The organism is Bradyrhizobium elkanii WSM2783 (assembly GCF_000472865.1).
Taxonomy (GTDB): domain Bacteria; phylum Pseudomonadota; class Alphaproteobacteria; order Rhizobiales; family Xanthobacteraceae; genus Bradyrhizobium; species Bradyrhizobium elkanii_A.
The window spans coordinates 1-6,685 of record NZ_AXAP01000172.1 but is presented as its reverse complement, the minus strand read 5'-3'; the positions used below and the strand labels follow the sequence as shown (position 1 = coordinate 6,685).

The following is a 6,685-nucleotide window of genomic DNA, read 5'->3' as shown; positions in this document are numbered from 1 at the left end:
CTCAAAATCGTGTCCTGTGCTTTCGCGTGCAGGATCAGGCGGGTCGAGTCCGCCTTGGGATCGCAGCCCACGATCAGGATCTTGTGGCCCATTTCGGCCAGCGCCGCCAGCGTGTTCTGCGAGGTGGTCGACTTGCCGATGCCACCCTTGCCGTAGAACGCGATTTGTCTCAGTGAAGACATGTTGCTCTNCATCAACCGATTTGCCAAAGTTTGCGCGCTGGCTCGCGCGCCAGCTTTGTTTCTCTCTCAGAAACGAGGCACACGGGTTCAAGGGAAGGAGAGCATCGCTCGTCTTGCGCGTCTGCGTGCACTCAGCCCTCACTCAGTGTTGCTGCATCGTAATAGCAACCCCCGTGCCAAGGCTGTCTACGCTCTTTAAGCTTCTGATTTCGCGCTGAAAAACTTGCGAGCCGACGGATGACACCAGGTGTTTTGAAGGTGACAGCAATTGTGCCGCTGTCAGAAGCCGAACAAGGATCGCAAGCATCAAACGGGCAAAAACCGGCTTGGCGCGGGCCCTTTCGATGCGTTCATGCGTGGAACGGAAATTGCTAATTTCTCATACAAGCCGCTTGGAGAGCGATAATGCAGATGGGCGTCGAAACCTCGAAGGCGGAAGACCAGCGACCGGTCTTCGTGGTCGATGATGACGAAATCACCCGGGTGGCTTTGCAGCTTATGCTGCACGATGAGATCGAAACGCACGAGCTTGCAACGCCTGAAGAGGCTTTTGTCAGGGGCGTCGATTGGTTGAAGCCCGATCTGGTGCTGCTCGGCGCCTCCTTTTTCAAACAAAAGGGGCCGCCGTTGATCGGCCAATTGGCGCCCCATTTTTCCGAGGTGCGGATCCTGATCGTCTGCGAGAAATCCGACGAGGCCACCGCGGCCGAAGGCATCAAGGCGGGCGCGCACGGCGTGCTTATCAAGCCTCTCACTTTGGAAGCCGTCCGCAAGAAGGTCGATGGTATTCTCGAACGCGGCGCCACCGCGCCCATCGTGCAGCTCAGGGTGCTGAATTAGGCCACGCCATGGCGACGATCATTTTCTATCAAAAACCCGGCTGCGCCACCAACGCGCGCCAGATGCAGGCGCTGAAGGNCGCGGGCCACCACGTGATTGCCAAGGATATCTTGAAGGAGCCGTGGCGCGCGGAGCAACTGCGCCAGTTCTTCGGCAATACGCCGNTCGGATCCTGGTTCAACCGCGCCGCGCCCCGTATCAAGTCAGGCCAAATCAATCCCGACATAAGCGACGCGGCGAGCGCACTCGCGCTGATGCTGAGCGATCCGCTCCAGATAAGGCGCCCGCTGATCAACGCCGACGGCGCAAGATGCGCNGGATTCGATCATGAGCCCGTGCTGTCGCTGCTTGGGCGGAGCATGCAGGACGATCTCGAGCGATGCTCGAGCGAGGCAGCCGGAGGGTACTGCCGGAGCGGGTGAGCTACGCTACTCGCTAGTTTAACGAGAGGCGAAGAAAGCGGAGTTTCCCCGCTCCCCTTTCTTCGGGCGCGGCAGCAGGCTCGCTGAAGACGATCGGGCGCGTCTATAATTTTAATTAGGGTTGATGAAAAAGCCCCAAGGTGCAGCCCGCCAATGCGGTCATCGCGGCGGAGCCGGCACATTCGCCGATTCTGAATTGCGCGTGAAAGCCGGACATCAGTGGACGCTTCGCTGCACGTTCCAGTTCGACCGCATCGACATTCGTAGTGACATCGATCAAGCCGAGCGAGGCGCCGAAGGGCTGTTTCATGTCGCCCCACAACAAATTGGCGGGGCGGCCGGACGCCATGGAGGACGTGCCGAGTCCGTCCCTACAGCACCGCCCCGCCTGCGACCGGTGATGGTGCCCCGAATGAAGCAAGCGATGTGCCGATTTTGAAAGTTGGCTACAGTCGCTTCGTACTGTGTGTGTGTAGCGTCATGTGGTGGATATTGGTCTCAAAGCCGACAAAACGACCCGCTCTAGTTCAGTGCGCCCGAAAGCTCCGCCAAGCGGTGTCACTATCAGCGGTGTGTGATCACGTCGGAGTTGTCGACCACCATGTCGAGCAGCGTGTCCTCGACCATGCGGCAATCCACGCCCTTGATCCGGACGCGGCGAGCATCGCCGTGCCGGAATACAACCCAATCGCCGGCCTTGACATCCTGGCCGTGGAAATAGGTGCCGGTCTGCGGCTCATGCTTGAAGGCGGTCTTGCCCTTCTTGAGCACCAGGCCGACGGTGTCCTGCCAGACTGATTCCTTGATCGCGCCGGTCGACAGGATGAGCCCGCCATCGATCTTCTCCGGCTCGATGTAGATGCTGACCCCTTTGTTGTTCAGCAGCTCGATGGTGCACAGATCGCCAACGAGCTTCATCAGCTCGGCCCTTCTCGTCCTCCGAATTGGAACGGCGTTCCAATGTCGAAACACGTACCATCCCTCTCCTCCTGGTCTTTCAGGATGTCTTCCAGCGTCTAAGCGAGCAGGTGCGCAGCGGCGGCGGGCGCCTTTACCCCACGTTGCGCTGATACTGGCGCCCATCTGTGAGCTTGCCGGACGTGATGGCGTCGATCGCCTTCTTATTTAGCTCATCAAGCTTAGCCTTCGGCGTTCGGCTAGATTGGTATCGATGATGACGCTCATTTACGGCCCGCCCACTCGTTTCCGAGCCAATTACAGGAGCGCCATGCGAGTCAGCGGCCATCTGACAAAGAAATGGCCGCCTGCGTTGCCACAAGCGGCCGAAGTCTAGGGAGGAAACGCCCAAGGAGGGCAGGACGCAGCCTAGAACGACCGCCATCAGCAGCTCAATTGAACGTAGGTAATCGTCGGGTATCCGAAGGGTAGGACGGAACGATACGAAGGTTTATGTCGAGATCGGCTAGGCAACGCCAAACTCGCCGCTCGCGCCCGGCTCGGCCACCATATGCCGCACCAGGATCATTTCCAATCCGACTTCCGAACAAGGGGCGACGCGGAATTGATTAGTCAATTGCCGGCCGGCACCCTTCAGATAGAGGAGGAAGCCGGGCAACTTGGCGAACATTGCTGCCTCAATGAATCCCCGCGTATGCGCGGGCATGGCGGCGCAACTTCGAGGCCCCTCGATCGCGCGTTACCGCTGTAGCTGGATTGCATTAGAGCGTGATCCGCAAACGTGGAAACCGCTTTTCCGAGAAGATCATGCTCAAACAAAAAATATAGAGCGGAATGACGATTAGAAGAAAAGTCAGTCATCACGCCTTACGGTCGTGATCCTTTCGCAACATGGCGACTTAATCGTGTCTCGACCGCCCGATTTTGATTCGCATCAAATCCTTCGCGATGCCGCGTGTGTGACAGAGACGTCGCGCGACTCCCCGCGCTGACTTGGGAATCGAAGAATTTGATGAGAACAAGAACAATTCTGACGACAGCCTCGCTGCTCGTGAGGCATTCGGTGGGGCCACCATGTCGCTGCAAGCTGCCGATCTCGCATCGGCGGCGATCTACACCAAAGCGCCGCCGGTCGAACCATTCAATCCCTGGATGATCCGCCTGCGCGTGCTCGGCGTTTTGCCGGATGCTCGAGGTAGCTCGGTTAACGTCTTCGGCGTTCCGGGCCTGTCGTCACCGAATTTGGGGCTCTCGATCAGCGATCAAGTGGTCCCGGAGCTCGACATCACCTATTTCTTCACCCCGAACATCGCCGCCGAACTCATTCTCGGCGCGACCAAGCATCACATCAACGGCACCGGGACGCTCAACGGGCTCGACATCGGCAAATCCTGGCTGTTGCCGCCGACGTTGACGCTGCAATATCACTTCACCGATTTCGGCGCGTTCAAGCCGTATATCGGTGCCGGCATCAACTACACCGTATTCTTCAACCAGTCGGCGGGCAACACGCCGGTCGCTGGCCTCGCGGTCACCGACCTGCAGATCAGCAACCAAGTTGGCGCCGCGGTCCAATTCGGCTTCGACTACATGCTCGACCGTCACTGGGGCTTCAACGTTGACGTGAAGAAGTTGTGGCTGCGGCCGGATTATTCGGCGACCGTAAACAAGGCGATTCCGGTCACCGGGCGCGCCAATATCGACCCATGGCTGGTCGGCGGCGGCATCACCTACAAGTTCTGACCCAAGAGCACGATCGGGGAAAAGTGGAAACCGGGTTGCGCAAACAAAAAGATCGAGCGAGCTGACGGTTCGAAGAAGCGTCATCTCTCTCAGCGCCGGGAGCCGGGCCCGGCGCCGCATTCGCTTTAGCTTTGCGCTATTGGCGGAGCCAACATGAGGTGACGGACCAGATCGAAGGGTAAGAGTGATTGATCAAGCCATTTTCCATCTCGGCGAGCGTCGCGCAAAGCGCCACAAGGACATCAACGTCAGGGATTCAAACGGCTCGCCGCTGGAGGTGGCAGGGCATGGTGATCAGGGACTTGAAATCCAAAGGCTCGTCCACGGTGATCAAGCGCGCACCCTGATCAGGAACATCCATCTTACCGAGGATCCCGACGAAAGCGAAGGCCGCACCTATAAGGTCAAGGGCCCGGTTGGGCACGGAGTTCTTGATGAAGGACCGTGAGGTCACCACCACTCATCACCCTGGCGAAAGAGGGTAACCCAGGATTCCAGAGACGCCAGTCGTCAGATGGAAGCCGAGGCTAACTTGATAGCCCGCGCAAGCTGCCTTTAACCGAGCCCTCAGCTCCGCTTCAACACCATCACCAGGCGGTCGACACGTTTACCTTCCTTGAGATGGGACTCGACGATTTCGTCGATGTCGTCAGGCGTGGTTGGACGGTACCAGACGCCATCGGGATAGACCACCATCAAGGGACCGGCCTTGCAAAAGCCGAGGCAGCCCGCCGCCGTGAAGCCGATATCGGTGAGCCCTTGCACTTCGATCGCCTTGCTCGTCCTGTCCCACAGGGCTTGCGCACCAGCTGCACCGCAGCTGCCGTGCGGATGAGTAGGCGGACGCTGGACGTGGCAGGCAAAGACATGATGCCTGTAGAGTTGAGGAAGCTCGAATTCCGTTTCTGAGTTCATGAGCCCGCCACGCATTCGATTGGGTTCATCTGAAGGGGGACAAGGTCCGAGTGCACCGCTCGGGACCGCGGTCGTCAGCGCGAACGCGTGAAGCTCGTCACCCATTATCCCGTTGAGCGCCGCATACACAATCTGATGCTGCTTCGGCTCTTGACTGTGAAGGCGCGCGAAACGACGCGGGCGCCATAATGATCGCCATCGCCGGCTAGATCAGTCATGGACACCTCCGCGTCCGAAAAGCCTTTCCTGATCAGGGCTTCGATGTCTGGTCCCCTCATCGCGATCTGCCTTGCTCCCGCTTGGCTTGCTCCACCATCTTGCTTCTCCATGCAAGCTTCGAACCAAGATGCGCGCCGCGCGCTTCTGCGCCGATCCTTCTCGGTCTGCCGACGTACAACTGCCACTCATCGTCACGTTTGCTACAGCAACGGTCTCTTTTGTTGCGGACGTGACAAACATCGAGCAGACGCGTGCGCCTCCAGCTTTTCCGCAGCTAGCCCCCAAAATAGCCGAAGAATCCCGATCCTTCCGCATGGCCCGGCTCTTGCAATGTCATCTCGCGGAAGGATGTAGCGCGTCACGACCGTCGTCTTCTCGGAGGAGCCCATGAATTTTCGCCAAGCTGCCTGATGAGCTCGACGCCTCGCTACAGCAGGGCATGACCGCTTACCGGCACCATTCGGCGCGAACCGACCGCATCTTTCGGTGAGCGCTGAACGCTCTGACGAGAGCGCGCGATCGCCGAGCGCGGCTTGCGCAAGGGCGCAAGCCAAGCCGGCTGGGACCACGACGGCGCCCATGGCAAACCACAATCGGGGATGCCAGTGGCGTCGGCGCTTCACGCTCTCCGCCTTGAAGGCGCTTGCCTTCAATCAGTTGATTCCTGGGGCAAAGACCTCGATTACAAGGCTAGGGTCAATGGATATGTCGCTTGAATTGATGCGCGTGACTGGGGTTTGTACTTCGCAGGATTGTTCCCCCTCTCCCTGCATGCACGGCCAGCCTACTCTAAAGCGAGTCTCCCAGAACTCCTGATACAGGATCGTCATTTCACTGCCTAACGGTCCTGTCACGTCTGGGTCTGCGATCCCCCCTGCCAGCCCAGACGGAGCCCTCGGCGGTTGTAGCCGCCGAGGGCTTTCTTTGTCTCGAGCGCGTTTTGGATGTCACTAACACCTGTTCGCCTCGGCTCCCCCCACAAATGGGGCCTCATTGGAAGCGAAGCCGGCACGCGGATTCACCCGACCAAAAATGGTGCTGGCGTCGACGTTCGCCGCCTTGCCGCCTCACTCGGTGGACAGCGTGAAGCCGCGCCGCTCGCGTTCGTCCGCACGCGATTTTATGGATCTAGCAATGTGGGGAGGCTGCCCCCCGATTCTGAAAGCACGCGGGCGTGCCCTATCGCAGGCTAGGGCGGACGGAAGCAAAAGGAATGCGGGACGACGTCAGCCCCACCTATTCTCTACAGTCGGGCCGACGGCTTTCATCATACGGCTTGCCTGTCTGGTTGCGTGTCCAGTTAGCGAGCGTGGACAACGCGAAATCGAGTTCGGCGCAGTTCTGTGCGTCAAGTTCAGCAAAATTGATCATGGGGTCCGGCCAAGCCATCCCCTCGGAGCCGCCGTCGCTCGCTCGCCCCAAGCGCAGCGCTGGCGAGCGACGGCG

Annotated in this window: 9 protein-coding genes and 2 pseudogenes; 4 read left to right on the top strand and 7 right to left on the bottom strand. The window is 59.3% G+C overall.

Features of this window, described 5'->3' with window-relative positions; genetic code table 11:
• Positions 1–182: AAA family ATPase (locus YY7_RS0149080; protein ID WP_028169326.1), on the bottom strand; the 182-nt coding region annotated here is incomplete at its 3' end.
• Positions 183–587: 405 nt separating this feature from the next.
• Here YY7_RS0149080 and YY7_RS0149075 point away from each other — a divergent pair.
• Both YY7_RS0149075 and YY7_RS0149070 read left to right on the top strand, forming a co-directional pair.
• Positions 588–1,022: a response regulator gene (locus YY7_RS0149075; protein WP_028169325.1), complete on the top strand. Its 435-nt coding sequence runs from the start codon at positions 588–590 to the stop codon at positions 1,020–1,022.
• A gap of 8 nt (positions 1,023–1,030) precedes the next feature.
• Entirely contained in the window at positions 1,031–1,444 is a 414-nt protein-coding gene (locus YY7_RS0149070) for an arsenate reductase (protein WP_028169324.1), read from the top strand.
• Positions 1,445–1,559: 115 nt separating this feature from the next.
• Here the strand turns inward: YY7_RS0149070 and YY7_RS65435 are convergent, their stop codons facing one another.
• From YY7_RS65435 to YY7_RS61625, 3 genes are all read right to left on the bottom strand, one after another.
• On the bottom strand, positions 1,560–1,793 hold the full coding sequence (locus YY7_RS65435) for a hypothetical protein (protein ID WP_196237463.1): 234 nt from the start codon (positions 1,791–1,793) through the stop codon (positions 1,560–1,562).
• A gap of 215 nt (positions 1,794–2,008) precedes the next feature.
• Entirely contained in the window at positions 2,009–2,362 is a 354-nt protein-coding gene (locus YY7_RS0149060) for a hypothetical protein (RefSeq protein ID WP_028169322.1), read from the bottom strand.
• A 505-nt stretch (positions 2,363–2,867) separates the two neighbouring features.
• Positions 2,868–3,032 (bottom strand): hypothetical protein, encoded by a 165-nt coding sequence (locus YY7_RS61625; protein ID WP_155255682.1) that lies wholly within the window; start codon positions 3,030–3,032, stop codon positions 2,868–2,870.
• Positions 3,033–3,436: 404 nt separating this feature from the next.
• Here YY7_RS61625 and YY7_RS56075 point away from each other — a divergent pair, with 404 nt between their 5' ends.
• Positions 3,437–4,105: an OmpW/AlkL family protein gene (locus tag YY7_RS56075; protein ID WP_080664218.1), complete on the top strand. Its 669-nt coding sequence runs from the start codon at positions 3,437–3,439 to the stop codon at positions 4,103–4,105.
• A 184-nt stretch (positions 4,106–4,289) separates the two neighbouring features.
• On the top strand, positions 4,290–4,553 hold the full coding sequence (locus YY7_RS61620; RefSeq protein WP_035693183.1) for a hypothetical protein: 264 nt from the start codon (positions 4,290–4,292) through the stop codon (positions 4,551–4,553).
• Positions 4,554–4,672: 119 nt separating this feature from the next.
• Here YY7_RS61620 and YY7_RS0149035 read toward each other — a convergent pair whose 3' ends face one another.
• The 3 genes and pseudogenes from YY7_RS0149035 to YY7_RS62815 all read right to left on the bottom strand — a co-directional run.
• The gene (locus tag YY7_RS0149035) at positions 4,673–5,020 is read right to left on the bottom strand and encodes a (2Fe-2S) ferredoxin domain-containing protein (protein ID WP_028169327.1); all 348 of its coding nucleotides are present in this window, start codon (positions 5,018–5,020) and stop codon (positions 4,673–4,675) included.
• Between the two features lie 60 nt (positions 5,021–5,080).
• Positions 5,081–5,304 (bottom strand): annotated as a pseudogene (locus YY7_RS62820) (BolA/IbaG family iron-sulfur metabolism protein); the annotation flags it as partial.
• Between the two features lie 1,171 nt (positions 5,305–6,475).
• Positions 6,476–6,685 (bottom strand): annotated as a pseudogene (locus YY7_RS62815) (hypothetical protein); the annotation flags it as partial.